The sequence below is a fragment of the Pseudomonas sp. I8001 genome (assembly GCF_013385345.1).
GTDB lineage: Bacteria > Pseudomonadota > Gammaproteobacteria > Pseudomonadales > Pseudomonadaceae > Aquipseudomonas.
The window spans coordinates 1-14,231 of sequence record NZ_JACAQC010000040.1; the positions used below are offsets into that span (position 1 = coordinate 1).

Sequence of the window (14,231 nt, forward strand, 5' to 3'; positions counted from 1 at the left end):
CTGTAAGAGCGGAACCAATAGTAGCCGTAACAAAACCAACGGATATGCCCCCAATCACCGCCCCCAACGCCATATGCCTGACGCCCCGAACCGCTGAGTGAGCCGTTGTTGGCCTACCAGCGGTGAGTCACCGAACTCGTACTGTTTGCCTTAGGTGGGCACAAACACTTGCCCGGCCTTGCTCACACCCGCTACCGGGAAGAACGATTCGCTGTAGCTCAGGTACGGTGCCAGGCCGTTGTCAGCCTTGTACACCAACCCTGCGCGCGAGGTGGTGGCCTCGTCGAACTTGATCTGGTCCTGGAAATACACGCCTTTTTGCAGGGAGTCGATCTGCGAACCACGGTCGGTATTCGGTGATCGGTTGACCACGACCGGCTGGTTGTTGATGGAGTTCGCAAGGTGCAACGACGGAGCATTGCCACGGAAGTTGTGGGCGGTGTGCGTGGAATGAAAGCAAGCACGGGCCAGGTAGGACCCCTATATTTATGCGGCCCTTGCTGATAAATAGAGCGGGTGAGCCCCCAAGCAGATACCCGGTGTAATCCATCATGAAACGCCATTTCGAAGATTTGCAGCTGGGCAGCATCGAGCTGTTCTGCCTGGCCGCCGAGGCCAGCAGCTTTACCGCCGCCGCCCAGGTGGCAGGCGTGACCCCGGCGGCGGTGAGCCGCAGCATCTCGCGGTTGGAAGAGCGCCTGGGCTCCCGGCTGTTTGTGCGCACCACCCGCAGCATCCGCCTGACCGATGGCGGCCGGACATTTTTCGAGCAATGCCGCCAGGCGCTGACGCAACTGGTGGAAGCCCAGCAGGAAATGATGGGCGCGCAATCGGTGCCGTCCGGGCTGTTGCGCATCAGCATCCCGACCACCTACGGCCATCACCGGATCCTGCCGCTGCTGCCGAAATTCCGTGCGCTGTACCCGCAAGTCAGCGTGGATATCCACATCAGCAACCGCAACATCGATTTCGTCGCCGAAGGTTATGACCTGGCCATTCGCGTGCGGGCCCAGCCGGACTCGACGCTGATTGCGCGGTTGCTGGAAGACGCCAGGCTGGTGGTGGTCGCGACGCCGGCGTACCTGAAGCGTGCCGGCACGCCCCAGGCCCTGGAGGATTTGCCGAACCACGAGTGCATCCAGTACGAATTGCCGAGCAACGGGCGGCGCATTTCCTGGCTGTTCCAGGTGGACGGCAAGGAGCGGGAGTTTGCCGGGGAAGCAGGCTACAGCTGCTCTGACGATGTGCTGGGTGGCGTAACCCTGGCCAAGCACGGCGCGGGGTTATTCCAGACCTACAAGTTCATCGTCGAGGAGGAGTTGGCCAACGGCAGCCTGGTGGAGGTCTTGCAGCCTTACGGCGGGCGCTCACGGCCGTTTACCTTGCTGTATCCCCATGGCCGCTATGTGCCCCATCGGGTGCGGGCGTTTGTGGATTTTCTGCTGGAGCATCGCGCCGAATGGGCGGCGCTGTAGCGGCGGATAAGTCCCAGGTCAGCATCAGTTGGCCAATGGCAGTATCGATGGCATCAGCGTCGACGCCATCCCGGGCCAGGATCGACACGCCTTGCAGAAAACTGTCGTAGACCGTGGCCATGGCACGTGCATTGGTCTCGGCCGGTAACTGGCCTGCGCGGATGCCGCGCTCGACACAATGCACGATGCCCGCCCGTGTGCGCTCTCGCGAATGGGTCAGCCCATGGGTGACTTGTGCGTTCTCGGGGGAGGGCGCGCTCATCACGCCCAGGGCTACCATGCAGCCTTTGGGATGCCCCTCTTCACACTGCATGCGTGCCGATTGGCGCAACGCCGTCTCGATGGCCTGGCGCGGTGGCAGGCTGTCATCCCACAGGCATTCGGTGACCTGGGCGAACGTCGCCAGATAACGCTGCACGCACTCCTGGAACAGCGCGTCCTTGGAGCCGAACGCCGCGTAGAAACTCGGCGCGGAGATGCCGCCGCCCAATCCGGCTTTCAACTGGCTCAGGGACGTCGCGTCGTAACCGTGCTGCCAGAACAGGTGCATGGCCTGTTCCACGGCCTGGTCGCGGTCGAAGGTGCGGGGGCGGCCCATCTGTGCCATGTGGAAATCCTCTCGGGTGATGAGATAAATACTAGTCGATACATAAGTCGTTGACAACGCTGCGTGGGGCGCCCAACATTTATATCGATCGGTATTTAAGTCCTCTCGCTCAAGGAGTTTCCCTGTGACCCCCTCAACCACCTTATCGGCAGACGCCGTTCCCGACCGCTTGCCCGTCGGCGCCTTGCTCGCCCTGGCCATGACCGGTTTCATCTGCATCGTCACCGAAACCCTGCCGGCGGGCCTGTTGCCGCTGATCAGCGATGGGCTGGGAGTTTCAGCGTCCATGGCCGGGCAGATGGTCACCGCGTATGCGCTGGGCTCGGTGCTGGCGGTGATCCCGCTGACCATCGCGACTCGCGGCTGGCGGCGACGCAATGTGCTGCTGCTGACCATCGTTGGTTTTCTGCTGTTCAACTCCATCACGGCGCTGTCCTCCCACTACGGGCTGACGTTGCTGGCGCGGTTCCTCGCCGGGATGGCGGCGGGGCTGGCCTGGAGTTTGTTGGCCGGCTATGCGCGGCGCATGGTAGAGCCACATCAGCAGGGCAAGGCGTTGGCGCTGGCCATGGTAGGAACGCCGATTGCCCTGTCACTTGGCGTACCGCTGGGCACCTGGCTGGGTGGGCTGGTGGGCTGGCGCACCACGTTCGGGATCATGTCGGCACTGACCCTGGTGCTGATTGTCTGGGTGCTGGTGAAAGTGCCGGATTATCCCGGCCAGTCGGCCCATCAGCGCATGCCGTTGCGCAAGGTGCTGACCACGCCGGGTGTGCGGCCAGTGCTGGCGGTGGTGATCTCATGGATGCTCGCCCACAACATTCTCTATACCTACATCGCGCCGTTTGTGGCCCCGGCGGGCTTGGTGGACCGTGTGGATCTGGTGTTGTTGGTGTTTGGTACAGCGGCGCTGCTCGGGATTTGGGTGACTGCCCGGTTGGTGGATGTGGCGTTGCGCAAGACGGTGCTGGTCAGCCTGGCGGGCTTTGCGGCGACGTGTTTGGCGTTTGGTTTTCTGGCGCAGGTGCCGGGCGTTATTTACCTCGGCGTGGCGGTGTGGGGCTTGAGTTTTGGCGGCGCTGCGACGTTGCTGCAAACCGCACTGGCGGATGCGGCAGGCGATGGAGCGGACGTGGCACTGTCGCTGAACGTGGTGGCATGGAACAGCGCGATCGCCGGAAGCGGCGTGGTGGGTGGCGTGTTGCTGGATACCTGGGGCGTGGCGTCTTTCCCATGGGCAATGTTGGTGTTGCTGGCGGTGGGCTTCGCGATTGTGTGGTGTGCACGATTCCATGGCTTCAAGCCGGGGCACCGGGCCCACGGTAAACCTGTGGTTGGCGGGCACTGATATTTCCAAAGTCTTTGGAAAAACCGCTTCTAACATCAGACAAATCTTAAAATAACCTGCTGCTCGGCCGATATCCCGGGGCATAGGCTTTATCACCCCCGGGAGTATCGGCATGCGCATCAAGAGAATGTCTGCAATCCATGTTGGCCTGTTGTTCAGCCTGTCCGGTACCTGCATGGCCGCGAGCCCGGTGGGGCAGGGAGTCATCTCGTTTCACGGCAGCATCGTCGAAGCGTCTTGCACACCGCTCGCCGTGGCCAACGGGATGAAACTCAACAATTGCCCTACGTCCGCACGCGGCAGCGCCATCAGCGTGCGCAGTGTGCAACCGGTGGGCTCGGTCACGGCCCTCGACCACAGCGCCGTGAACGTGAAGCTGGTCGCCGACAGTGGCCGGGGAGACCGCTATTACCAGCAGCAATATGCGTTGGTGGATGGCCAAGGGAGGCCTGTGACGTCGGGGCAGTATCTGATTACATTAACGTCACCTTGAGAGATGGCAGTGGATCAACCCGATGAACCTGACTGGACACAACCTCGCGCTCCTGACTTCCCTCAGCGTCTTGCTTGAGGAGAGGAACGTCACGCGGGCGGCGGCGAAGCTCAACCTGACGCAGTCGGCGTTATCCGCGCAGTTGTCGCGGTTGCGTGACCTGTTCGGCGACCCTTTATTGATGCCTGCTCAGTCCGGAAAAGGCATGGTGCTGACAGCACGTGCCGAACATTTGCGTCAGCCGTTGCGCCAGGCGTTGCAGGTACTGGGGACGGTGGTCGGTGACCTTCCATGCTTTGATCCTGCCAAGTCGGACCGGACCTTTGTGATTGGCGCGAACGATAACGCCGCTGCGATCGTCGCGCCCCGGCTGGTGCAGCTTGTGCAGGCTGCGAGTCCTGGGGGCATCCGGGTTTCGATACGTGCGATCGACCAGGTGTTGCTTGGCGATCAGTTGGAAAGCGGCGAGATTGACGTCGCGCTGGTATCACACAGCCGTATCGGGAACCTGTCGCACGAGTTGCTGCTGCAGGAAGAATTCAAGATGGCCCAGCGCGCCGATCACCCTCGCGGATCCGCGCCACCAACGCTGGAGGAATACCTGGGCCTGGAGCATGTGGTGGTGTCGGGTGCCGTGAACAGCTTTCACGGTTTTATTGATGATGTGCTCGCGCAGAAGGGGCGTGCGCGCCGTGTCGCGGTGTCGGTGCCTTACTACAGCATCGTTCCATTGCTGCTGCAGAACAGCGACTGTGTAAGTGTGCTTCCGTCCCGTTTCCTGAGCCGTTATGAGCGCTCGCTGGCGGCCCTTGCTCTGCCCCTCGAGGTGCGCGACTTCAGTTTGTTCTCTGCCTGGCATCCACGGTTCGACAAGGACCTGGCACATCTCTGGTTGCGCGAACAACTCAAGCTCTGCGTGCTTTCCTGACGACATCAGGCCCTGGCAGGTATCTACGCCACACATACCTGGCATGCGGAGTTTCGATTTCAACTATAAAAAACGCTTGAATAGGATGCCGCCGATTCCAACTGGAGAGCTGCACCATGACCAAGCTGACATTTACCCGCGTGTTGAATTACACGGCCCTTGCTGCTGCCCTGGCACTGGGAGCCATCGCGGCACCGGCGGTGGCAGTTGCCGCCGCGCCCCAAGTCAAAACCCAGGCCCCTGGTTACTATCGCACGATGCTTGGAGATTTCGAGGTCACCGCGCTGAGTGACGGCACCATCGATGCACCGTTCGACAAATTGCTGAATGAGCCGGCTGCCAAGACCACTACCGCACTGCGCAAGGCGTTCCTCGGGGTGCCCACCGAGACCTCGACGAACGCGTATCTCGTCAATACCGGCACTCGACTCATCCTGATCGATACCGGCGCTGGTGCGCTCTTCGGGCCGACCCTGGGCAAGCTCGCGGCCAACCTGCAGGCAGCCGGCTACAAGCCGGAGCAGGTCGATGACATCCTTCTCACGCACATGCACCCGGACCACGTGGGTGGGCTGGTTGCCGAAGGGGTGATGGTGTTTCCGAACGCCACGGTACACGCCGACAAGCGTGACGCCGATTACTGGCTCTCGCCGGCGAGGCTGGAGCCTGCCTCGGCCGACGCCAACAGCTTCGTACCCGAGTTCGCGAAGGGTGCAATGGCTTCCTTGAACCCGTATATCGCGCTTGGAAAGTTCCAGCCTTTCCAGGGCAGCGGGGAGATCCTGCCGGGGTTCAAGGCGCTGTCCAGCTATGGCCATACCCTGGGGCACACCAGCTACCTGGTTGAGAGCAAAGGCCAGAAGATGATTGTCGCCGGTGATCTGATCCACGCCGGTGCCGTGCAGTTTGCCGACCCGTCGGTGACTATCGAGTTTGATACGGACAAGAAAGCCGCCACCACTGCCCGCGAGACCGTGTTCAGCCTGGCTGCGAAAGAGGGCGCGCTGGTCGGCGCGGCGCACCTCTCGTTTCCCGGCCTGGGGCATTTGCGTGGTCAGGGCGCCGCGTGGCAATGGGTGCCGCTGAATTACTCAACCGAACTGAAGTGACTCGCGATTAGTACGCTTCACGGGGAATCATGGAAATAAACTCCGACCTGAAGATACCTTCCATGACCTGCATGAAATCCGAGGCGAGCTTGGAGCGCTGCTGGTGACCCGGAAATACCATCGAAACCTCGAAGGGTATGTCCTGGTCCAGCGGTCTGAACGTAAGGCCCGGGTATTTCGAGTAGGAGGCGGTGAATGGATCACACACGGTGATGCCGAGCCCCCCGGACACCATTCCGCAGGCGGAGTGCGCGGCGGTGGTTTCAACGCTGGAGACGCCTGCAACACCCCGAGCCTCCATGGCTGATGTGATGCGTCGCTGCAAAGGATTGTTGGCGTTCAGGGTAATCAGGCGTCGCCCGTGCAAATCCTCCAGGGTCACCACGTCTTTGGTGGCCAACATATCGTTGGCCGGCATCACGCACACCGCGCTGATGGGTGGCAGGTTGATCACCTGGATCCCGGGATATTCCCCTGAAGGAATCTGCACAAAACCAATATCGATCTGGTTGGCAGACGTCAGTTCCAGGATGCCCACCGAGTTGCGCACATCCAACGAGGTTCTGACCTCGGGGTGCTTTCGCGCAAATCGGCATACCCCCTCAGCCACCACACTGAGCCCCAGCGTGCTCATTGAACTGATCCTCAATGTGCCGGTGCGCAGCGTCACAAGGTCCTCTGCAACCCGCTCGATGCGTTCTATGCCTTGATAAAACTTGTCCACCTCCGCGTACAACACCTGTGCTTCCGCCCCGGGAATGAGGCGATTGCCTTCACGGCGAAACAGTCGAAGGGAAAGGACAATTTCGAGGTCGCGGATGAGCCGGCTGATGGCCGGTTGACTGACCTGAAGTGCCTCGGCGGCGATAGTCATGCTTCCGGTGAGCATGACCGCCCTGAAAGCTTCCAATTGGCGAGGATTGAGTTTCATTGTGGCTCTCGATCGAATGTTGGAGGGCGCATTTTTGCGAGCGTATAACATTTTGTTATGTGCGTCCAACCTGTTACCGGTTTGCTATAAGCATGTAACGGCGCGATGATTTAGTTGCGTGGTTTTACCAAAGAAAAGCAGTTCCCGTTATTAATATCGGGTGCCGCTTAAGTAAAAATAAAAAAGAGGATAGCGCGTGCTGAATTATACCGTCCGCAGGTTGTTACTTCTGCTTCCGATGCTGCTGGGAGTCTCCATTGTGGTCTTCCTGGTCATGCACTTTATTCCGGGAGATCCTGCGCAGCTGGCAGCAGGTCCGGATGCAACAGCGGAAGATGTTGCGCAAATAAGGCAAAACTACGGATTGGATAAGCCGCTAATCAATCAATACCTTATTTATGTCAGGAAAGTTGTCGTGGGTGATTTTGGCGAGTCATTCCAGACATTCACGCCCGTGCTCGAAGGTATAGCCAGAACTCTTCCCGCCACGATTGAACTGACCGCTGCCGGAATGTTGCTTGCCGTCATCATTGGCGTTCCCCTCGGTATTGCGGCCGCTTTGAAGCCCAGAGGCTTCCTTGATAGTTCGCTGACCACCGTTGCAGTTCTGGGCATATCAATGCCTGGCTTCTTTCTGGGACTGATATTGATGCTGATCTTTTCAGCCAACCTCGGATGGTTGCCGCCGACCGGCAGAGGCGGGCTGCAACACCTGATATTACCGGCCTTGACACTTGGTTTGCCGTATGTTGCAACTTTTTCACGGCTGGCCCGATCCACCATGATGGATGTGCTGAGGGAAGATTATATTCGTACTGCCTATGCGAAAGGTGTACCGAGTTACAAGGTAGTACTCAAGCATGCACTTTCCAATGCGGCCATTCCATTGGTGACAGTATTCGGTATGGACTTCGGCCGGTTACTGGGTGGCGCGGTTATTGTCGAGACAGTATTTGCCTGGCCGGGAATGGGGCGGCTCTTGATTGATGCAATCATGGCTCGGGATATTTATGTCGTCCAAGGCACAGTTCTTGTGTTTGCCGCGGTGGTGGTAATTATCAACTTAATGGTGGATTTGGTTTATGGCGTCCTCGACCCTCGCGTCACTTACAACTGAGGCCGATATGAAACTTCCGAAAAAATATCGGTTGGGCTTTGTCAGTTTCCTTATTTCCAATAAGCGCTGGTTCGCGTTTGCTTCATTGATCGTGATCCTGGTGATGGTTGCTGCGGCGATAGCTGCCCCTTTGTTGTTTGATTGGGATTCGGTCACCAAGATCAACTTATCAACGTCCCTTGTCGAGCCCGGTGCAAGTTCCTGGCTCGGCACGGACCAATTGGGCCGTGACTTGTTGGGTCGAGTCGTGTGGGGGGCACGAATTACGCTCACCGTCGCAGTTTCAAGTGTCAGCATTGCGATGGTCATTGGCATCGCTTTAGGTGCGGCGTGTGGCTATTACAACGGCGCCATCGCCGGGGTGGTGATGCGGGTCATGGACTCGATGATTGCATTTCCCCGGACACTGGTTGCCATTCTGGTCATCACGGTGGCGGGCAACAGCATAGTAAGCCTGACACTGGCCATCGCCATTTCAACGATCCCGATTTACGTGCGTTTCTTTGCCGGGCCGGTCATGGCATTGAGAAACCGCGAGTTTGTATTGGCCTCCAAGTCGATTGGCGTCAGCGATCTGCGGCTGCTGCTGATACATATCCTGCCGAATATCGGTTCGCTGGTCATTATCCAGGCCACCGTCTCGCTGGCTGAAGCAATCCTCATTGGTTCCGGGCTCAGCTTTCTGGGGCTTGGCCCGCCGCCGCCCACCCCGGAGTGGGGCTCGATGATTGCCGAGTCGCGGCCGTTATTGACCACCCATCCCTACGTATTGATTGCGCCCGGATTTGCACTGGTTTTGACCATATTGAGTTTCAACATTGTGGGGGATGCGTTGCGAGACTATATCGACCCGAAATCACGTAACGCATAAATGAGTTCGGCGCGGTTAAACACGCCCTGTGTGTCCACCAGAATTATCAAGCGAGAAAGATTATGCGGCGTCTGAATTGCCTGGAAGTATTGATACGGAGTTTCGCTGTTGTCGGCATCCTTGGACTGTCGGCGGGCCTATCGTTTGTTGCCAACGCCAAAGACCTGAAGAAGCTGACATTCGTTCAAGGCGCTGATATCGATACCCTGGACCCAGCGATTTCGCGCAGTGTGCCTTCCTATAACGTGATTAATCACCTGTTTAATCGGTTGGTCGCATGGGACGGTCACGGGCATAACACGTTTGTAGCTGATTTGGCGCAGTCATGGTCAAGGTCCGAGGATGGACGGCAATGGATTTTTATCCTGAAACCGGGAATTACCTTTCATGACGGCACGGCGTTTGATGCTGCAGCGGTGAAGTTTAACCTGGACCGAATCATGAACCCCAAGCTCGGTTCTCCGCACCGGTCCTACTATGCGGATATAGCTTCGGTGGATGCGCTAGCGCCGAATGAGTTACGCATCACCACAAAAAATCCGTCACCCACAATGTTGGAGTTACTGGCAAAAGAATCTTCGTCAATCAGCAGTCCGGCCGCTGTCGTTAAATATGGACGGGCTTATGGGCACCATCCCGTCGGTACCGGGCCCTACGTATTTGATAGTTGGATACCCAACGACCAGGCCGTTATTCATAAGAACAACGCTTTTTATGGAACAACGGCAAAACCGGAAACCATCGTGTTCCGTCCGGTCAGGGAAGATTCTTCCCGAGTCATAGAGCTGCGAACGAACAATGCGGATATCGCGGCAAATTTATCGCCCGAGGCGGCTATTGAATTAAAGGAACTGAATAAATCCACCTTGCTGCGGGTACCCAGCACATTCCAGGTGTTCTTTGAAATGAACCTGACCAAACCGCCCTTTGATGACCCGCGCATACGGAGGGCGGTGAGTATGGCGATTGATCGCCAGGCATTGGTCGACAAAGTGTTGTTGGGATATGGAAAAGTACCCACTGGCCCATTTCCGGAGGGTACGCAAGCCCGACGTGAATTCCCTCCGGTGAAGTACGACCCTGATGCGGCAAGAAAAATAATTAACGAGGTATATCCAGGCGGTTATCCAGGCACCGTAGTTATATGGACCCCGGCGGGACGCTATACCAAAGATCGCCAGGTCGCGGAAGTTGTCCAAGGCTATCTTAACGCCGTGGGGCTGAAGACCGAGTTTAAGGTATGGGAATGGGCAACGTATCAAAAGAACTTGTATCGCCCCGAGCCGGGCAAGGGCACGGGCAAAGGTAGCAATGACGCAAACATGTGGTTACTGGGAACGGGCATATCTGACGCGGATATTCGTTTGCGTCGAAAGTTGTCCAGCGGCGACCCGCAGAATCTCACGGGTTACAGCAACCCTCAGGTAGACAAATTACTTCAGTTGGCCTCGCGTGAACTGGATGAAAAAACACGCATGTCCTATTACGGCCAGATTCAGCAGATTCTATGGGAACAAGACCCGGACAATCTGCCGCTGTTTGACCAGGAGCAAATAATTGGTGTGCGTAAAGCGTTGAATGGCCTGGATGTCGATTATGAAGGGACCATCGATTTGACGAATGTAGAACTTATTGAGCGGTGATTTAAATGTCGAATTTACATGCCAACGAAACACTGTTAACCGACGCTCGCCTGAGTGCTCCTCCCGCTGAACGCATGGTCAAGTACCATGATATTCCGGCACTTGAGACCGAGAAACGTCAGTTTCACGAGTTTGTCGAAGTGGACCTGGCGCACACCGTGATGCTGGTTGAACAGCAGATTCTTTCTGTGTCGGTCGGGCAAGCCATCCTCGCGGAGCTGCGGTTGATTCGGGACATGGTTCCCGCCGACTTCCCGTTTGATGTAAAGAAAGGCAGCTTCCTGCTTCAGGTTGAATCGTACCTTTTCTCCCGGATCGGCGAAGACTCGGCCGGGCAGATGCACACCGGCCGCAGCCGGATAGACCAAGGGGCAACGGTACGCCGCCTGTACGACCGCAAGCGCATCCTGGCGGTGCTGGACCGTATCAATGAGTTCCAGGTGGCGTTGATTCAGAAGGCCTCCACGCATTCGGGCACCATCATGCCCGGCTACACCCATATGCAGCATGCCCAGCCCTGGGTGTTCGGCCACTACCTTTTGAGTTTTACGTCGAGGCTGCACGACAGCTTCAGCCGCTTGATGCACGCTTACACCCGGGTCAATCGCAACCCCCTTGGTGCCGTCGGCCTGGCCGGCACGTCCTGGCCGCTGGACCGTGGGCGCACCACGCACCTGTTGGGGTTCGACAGCCTGGTAGAAAACTCCAAGCTGGGCCGCGAAGCATGGTACGCAGCAGAGACGATTGGCGCATTGTCCTTTGTCATGGCCGACCTGAACGACCTGGCAACCGACCTGCATATCTGGTCGAGCGTCGAATTTGGAACGGTGGAAAGCCACGACGGCTATTGCGGCACCAGCAGTATTTTCCCGCAGAAGAAAAACCCCAGCGGCTTGGAAACCATCAAGAAAGCTGCAGGTGGATCGGTGACCTGGCTCAGCACGGCCCTGGCCACTTTCCGGTCCGAAGGTACCGGCGACCAGGCGATGCGCGACCTGCCGTTGATCCATGATGCGCTGGCCACCACCGAAGGCATGCTGGACCTGTTTACCGGCATCATTGAAACCCTGGTGGTGCATGAGGACCGGATGACAGCCCTGCTCTCCGGGAGTTGGTGCACCGCCAGCAACCTCGCCGATGTGATCGTTCGGGACCGGGGCATCTCTTTCCGCCAGGTCCACCACATCGTGGCCCGCCTGGTGCGTAACTGTCTGTACGAGGGCGTGGCTCCTGCCGGGGTGACCGGCGCCGCACTGGATCAAGCCAGCGTGGAAACTGTCGGCTCAACCCTGGGCTACTCGGATGCCCAGGTCCGCGATGCTTTGAACCCGCGCCGTTTTGTCGAGACCCGCACTTCCGCGGGCGGCGTCGGCCCGGACGAGGTCCGGCGATTATTGTCGATCGCCCAGAACGAACTGGAGCAGGACCGTGAGTGGGTTGCGCAGAGCCGGCGCAAGGTCGATCAATCCCGTGCCGACCTTGACGCGGCCATCTCGGCGATCGTCGATTAAAGGAGCGCCCCATGAACGAGAATTTGGTAGCCCGGGTGAAAAACCTGAGTGTCGGCTTCGGCACCAGAGGGCGCGAGACGCCGGTGGTGCGCGATGTGTCCTTCGAGGTGATGCGCGGTCAGACGCTGGCGATCGTGGGTGAGTCCGGCTCCGGCAAATCCGTCACCTCAATGGCGATGATGGGCCTGATCAAGCGCGCCGGCGGACGGGTGCTTTCGGGCTCGATGGAGCTGCAAACCAGGAATAACCAGATTGTCGACCTGGTGGCGGCGCCCGAGTCTGTCATGCGCACACTGCGGGGCTCGTCCATGTCGATGATCTTTCAGGAGCCCATGACTTCGCTGAATCCGGTCTTCAAGATCAGCGCGCAACTCATCGAAGGCATCTTGCTGCATCAGCGGTGCAGCCGTGCGCAAGCCGAAGCCCAGGCATTACGCATGCTGGACCTGGTGCGTATTCCGGATGCGAAGCAGGTCATGAACCGGTTTCCCCATGAGCTTTCCGGCGGCATGCGCCAACGGATCATGATTGCGATGTCGCTGGTCTGCGAGCCCACACTGCTGATCGCCGACGAGCCGACCACAGCGTTGGATGTGACGGTGCAGGCGCAGATCCTGCGGATTATCAAGGAGCTGCAAGATAGCCTGGCCATGGGTGTGATCTTTATCACCCACGATATGGGCGTGGTGGCGGAAGTCGCAGACCATGTGATGGTGATGAAGAAAGGCGAGACCGTTGAGCAAGGTCCGGCAAGGGCAGTGCTGCAGGAGCCCAGGCAGCCCTACACCCGGGCATTGCTGGCGGCTGTTCCAAAAATCGGCTCAATGCGTGGCACTCAACTTCCCGCAAAATTTGCCTTGATCGATGATGACGTCGCAGCGGGTGCAGAACCTGCGCCTGGCGTGGCCCCGGACTACCAGAGTCCGCCGGTGCTCAGAGTCGAGTCGTTGTCCATTCGGTACGACCTCAAAGGTGGTCTCCTCGGGAAGGTCCGGCGCCGTGTGCATGCCGTCGAAGGCATCGACTTTGATATCTACTCAGGTGAAACGCTGGCCCTGGTGGGCGAGTCCGGGTGCGGGAAATCCACCAGCGCTCGTGCGATTGCCGGGCTGATGCCGATACAGGGCGGGAATATCGTTTTCGGTGGCAAGAACCTTACGACGTTGAACAAGAGCGATATGAACTCGCTGCGCCGCGATATCCAGATGGTCTTCCAGGATCCCTATGCATCCCTGAACCCGCGTCTCACGATCGAGAACAGCCTGCTGGAGCCGCTGCATGTTCATGGCATTGCACATGGCGCGCAAGCACGAAAGCAGGTGCGAATATTGCTGGAGAAGGTGGGGCTGTCGGCGGAGCATGCACAACGCTATCCGCACGAGTTCTCGGGTGGGCAGCGACAGCGGATCTGCATCGCGCGGGCGCTGACTCTGTCTCCGAAGCTGATCATCGCCGATGAAGCCGTCTCGGCGCTGGACGTGTCCATTCAAGCCCAGGTGATTAATCTCCTGCAGGACCTGCAGCGCGAGATGGGCATTTCATTCCTGTTTATTTCCCATGACCTGGCGGTGGTCGAGCGGGTCAGCCACCGGGTGGGGGTGATGTACCACGGACGCATCGTTGAGATCGGGCCACGCCAGTCAGTGTTCGAGCAGCCTCAGCACCCTTACACCCAAAGGTTGCTGAGCGCGGTGCCCTCGGCGGACCTGAACGTGCCCAGAAAGCCGTTCAGCCTGATGGAGGAGAGCGTGCCCAGCAGGATTTACGAGGTGGGCTACAAGGCTCCGCCGATCAGTTACCGCGAGGTCGCCGCGGGCCACTTCGTTGCAATTTGAGCGCCGGGTATCACAGGTCGACACACCGCCCTGTGCGGGCGGGTTCAACTGCCCTTAACGAGCATGTACTTGCTGAAATTGTTGATGTGATCATCAAGATTATCCTCAAGCATCATCCGGTACTGATCACAGAAATACTTCAGCATCGCCTCACGGGCCTGGGCCATTTCTTCGCCGGATTTAAAGCTGCGTGCGCTGACCCAGGCATTGAAGCGTGTGGTGCCGAACATCATCGAGGCGCTGACTTTGCCCAGGTCGGCGAACGCCCTGAACTGCTCGTTGGACAGCTCGATGTGCGCGTCCGCGCGATCATAGAAGCCGTTGTCGGTGGTGTCTGGCATTGCGGTTACCTTCCTGTTCGTG

Annotated in this window: 14 protein-coding genes; 10 read left to right on the forward strand and 4 right to left on the reverse strand. The window is 58.6% G+C overall.

Going from position 1 to position 14,231, the window contains the following annotated elements:
* Nucleotides 1-150 precede the first annotated feature (150 nt).
* Nucleotides 151-408 (reverse strand): hypothetical protein, encoded by a 258-nt coding sequence (locus tag HX839_RS24770; RefSeq protein ID WP_177021321.1) that lies wholly within the window; start codon nt 406-408, stop codon nt 151-153.
* A gap of 143 nt (nt 409-551) precedes the next feature.
* On the opposite strand from HX839_RS24770, the gene HX839_RS24775 reads away from it, so the two are divergent.
* Nucleotides 552-1,475, forward strand: a complete 924-nt coding sequence (locus tag HX839_RS24775) for a LysR family transcriptional regulator (protein ID WP_087692928.1) — start codon at nt 552-554, stop codon at nt 1,473-1,475.
* Here the strand turns inward: HX839_RS24775 and HX839_RS24780 are convergent.
* On the reverse strand, nt 1,378-2,082 hold the full coding sequence (locus HX839_RS24780) for a TetR/AcrR family transcriptional regulator (RefSeq protein WP_087692927.1): 705 nt from the start codon (nt 2,080-2,082) through the stop codon (nt 1,378-1,380). The two genes, HX839_RS24775 and HX839_RS24780, sit on opposite strands and share 98 nt — an antisense overlap.
* Nucleotides 2,083-2,206: 124 nt before the next feature.
* Here HX839_RS24780 and HX839_RS24785 point away from each other — a divergent pair, with 124 nt between their 5' ends.
* From HX839_RS24785 to HX839_RS24800, 4 genes are all read left to right on the forward strand, one after another.
* On the forward strand, nt 2,207-3,430 hold the full coding sequence (locus tag HX839_RS24785; RefSeq protein ID WP_177067841.1) for an MFS transporter: 1,224 nt from the start codon (nt 2,207-2,209) through the stop codon (nt 3,428-3,430).
* A gap of 112 nt (nt 3,431-3,542) precedes the next feature.
* Nucleotides 3,543-3,923 (forward strand): type 1 fimbrial protein, encoded by a 381-nt coding sequence (locus tag HX839_RS24790; protein ID WP_177067842.1) that lies wholly within the window; start codon nt 3,543-3,545, stop codon nt 3,921-3,923.
* 22 nt (nt 3,924-3,945) lie between these two features.
* Nucleotides 3,946-4,851 (forward strand): LysR family transcriptional regulator, encoded by a 906-nt coding sequence (locus tag HX839_RS24795; RefSeq protein WP_003207910.1) that lies wholly within the window; start codon nt 3,946-3,948, stop codon nt 4,849-4,851.
* Nucleotides 4,852-4,967: 116 nt separating this feature from the next.
* Entirely contained in the window at nt 4,968-5,960 is a 993-nt protein-coding gene (locus tag HX839_RS24800) for an MBL fold metallo-hydrolase (RefSeq protein WP_003207912.1), read from the forward strand.
* Nucleotides 5,961-5,967: 7 nt separating this feature from the next.
* Here the strand turns inward: HX839_RS24800 and HX839_RS24805 are convergent, their stop codons facing one another.
* Nucleotides 5,968-6,891: a LysR substrate-binding domain-containing protein gene (locus HX839_RS24805; protein ID WP_087692926.1), complete on the reverse strand. Its 924-nt coding sequence runs from the start codon at nt 6,889-6,891 to the stop codon at nt 5,968-5,970.
* Nucleotides 6,892-7,087: 196 nt separating this feature from the next.
* On the opposite strand from HX839_RS24805, the gene HX839_RS24810 reads away from it, so the two are divergent.
* The 5 genes from HX839_RS24810 (at nt 7,088) to HX839_RS24830 (ending at nt 13,868) form a co-directional block, all read left to right on the forward strand.
* Nucleotides 7,088-8,008, forward strand: a complete 921-nt coding sequence (locus HX839_RS24810) for an ABC transporter permease (RefSeq protein ID WP_003207915.1) — start codon at nt 7,088-7,090, stop codon at nt 8,006-8,008.
* 7 nt (nt 8,009-8,015) lie between these two features.
* Nucleotides 8,016-8,879, forward strand: coding sequence for an ABC transporter permease (locus HX839_RS24815; RefSeq protein WP_008433279.1), 864 nt, complete (start codon nt 8,016-8,018; stop codon nt 8,877-8,879).
* 62 nt (nt 8,880-8,941) lie between these two features.
* Nucleotides 8,942-10,522, forward strand: a complete 1,581-nt coding sequence (locus HX839_RS24820) for an ABC transporter substrate-binding protein (protein ID WP_177067843.1) — start codon at nt 8,942-8,944, stop codon at nt 10,520-10,522.
* Nucleotides 10,523-10,527: 5 nt separating this feature from the next.
* The gene (gene argH / locus HX839_RS24825) at nt 10,528-12,033 is read left to right on the forward strand and encodes an argininosuccinate lyase (RefSeq protein ID WP_023659030.1); all 1,506 of its coding nucleotides are present in this window, start codon (nt 10,528-10,530) and stop codon (nt 12,031-12,033) included.
* Nucleotides 12,034-12,044: 11 nt separating this feature from the next.
* Complete coding sequence (locus HX839_RS24830) at nt 12,045-13,868, forward strand: ABC transporter ATP-binding protein (RefSeq protein WP_008433281.1); 1,824 nt, start codon at nt 12,045-12,047, stop codon at nt 13,866-13,868.
* A 44-nt stretch (nt 13,869-13,912) separates the two neighbouring features.
* Here HX839_RS24830 and HX839_RS24835 read toward each other — a convergent pair whose 3' ends face one another.
* Nucleotides 13,913-14,209, reverse strand: a complete 297-nt coding sequence (locus tag HX839_RS24835) for a DUF3144 domain-containing protein (RefSeq protein ID WP_003207921.1) — start codon at nt 14,207-14,209, stop codon at nt 13,913-13,915.
* Between the last annotated feature and the right edge of the window lie 22 nt (nt 14,210-14,231).

Coding starts and splice junctions, on each gene's coding strand:
- HX839_RS24775 (WP_087692928.1), top strand. CDS start 552: ATGAAACGCCATTTCGAAGATTTGCAGCTGGGCAGCATCGAGCTGTTC.
- HX839_RS24780 (WP_087692927.1), bottom strand. CDS start 2,082: ATGGCACAGATGGGCCGCCCCCGCACCTTCGACCGCGACCAGGCCGTG.
- HX839_RS24790 (WP_177067842.1), top strand. CDS start 3,543: ATGCGCATCAAGAGAATGTCTGCAATCCATGTTGGCCTGTTGTTCAGC.
- HX839_RS24795 (WP_003207910.1), top strand. CDS start 3,946: ATGAACCTGACTGGACACAACCTCGCGCTCCTGACTTCCCTCAGCGTC.
- HX839_RS24800 (WP_003207912.1), top strand. CDS start 4,968: ATGACCAAGCTGACATTTACCCGCGTGTTGAATTACACGGCCCTTGCT.
- HX839_RS24805 (WP_087692926.1), bottom strand. CDS start 6,891: ATGAAACTCAATCCTCGCCAATTGGAAGCTTTCAGGGCGGTCATGCTC.
- HX839_RS24815 (WP_008433279.1), top strand. CDS start 8,016: ATGAAACTTCCGAAAAAATATCGGTTGGGCTTTGTCAGTTTCCTTATT.
- HX839_RS24820 (WP_177067843.1), top strand. CDS start 8,942: ATGCGGCGTCTGAATTGCCTGGAAGTATTGATACGGAGTTTCGCTGTT.
- argH (WP_023659030.1), top strand. CDS start 10,528: ATGTCGAATTTACATGCCAACGAAACACTGTTAACCGACGCTCGCCTG.
- HX839_RS24830 (WP_008433281.1), top strand. CDS start 12,045: ATGAACGAGAATTTGGTAGCCCGGGTGAAAAACCTGAGTGTCGGCTTC.
- HX839_RS24835 (WP_003207921.1), bottom strand. CDS start 14,209: ATGCCAGACACCACCGACAACGGCTTCTATGATCGCGCGGACGCGCAC.